Raw genomic sequence first — 260 nt, 5'->3', positions numbered from 1 at the left:
GGGCGCTACTACCTGGAGCTGACCCGCACCGGCCGGCCGCTGGAGGAGGAGTGCGTGCACCTCACGGTGGACCTCGCCGTCGAGACCGGCACCCCGGTGGTGGCCACCAACGACGTGCGCTTCCTCGAGCGCGAGGACTGCTGGGCCCACGAGACCCGGGTCTCGATCGGTGAGGGCAAGGCGCTGGACGACCCGCGTCGCGAGCGGCGCTACACCGAGGAGCAGTACTTCAAGAGCCCCGAGGAGATGGCCGAGCTATT

1 protein-coding gene is annotated in these 260 nt (G+C 70.0%); it reads left to right on the top strand.

Annotation, left to right across the window (positions count from 1 at the left end):
• A partial coding sequence (locus CVH10_RS21820) for a hypothetical protein (protein WP_146143262.1) occupies positions 1 to 260 on the top strand: 260 nt, incomplete at both ends.

Source organism: Halomonas sp. ND22Bw, assembly GCF_003011945.1.
GTDB classification, from domain to species: Bacteria; Pseudomonadota; Gammaproteobacteria; order Pseudomonadales; family Halomonadaceae; genus Halomonas; species Halomonas halophila.
Note: the sequence above shows the minus strand (reverse complement) of the source record. Positions and strands in the feature narration are given on the sequence as shown.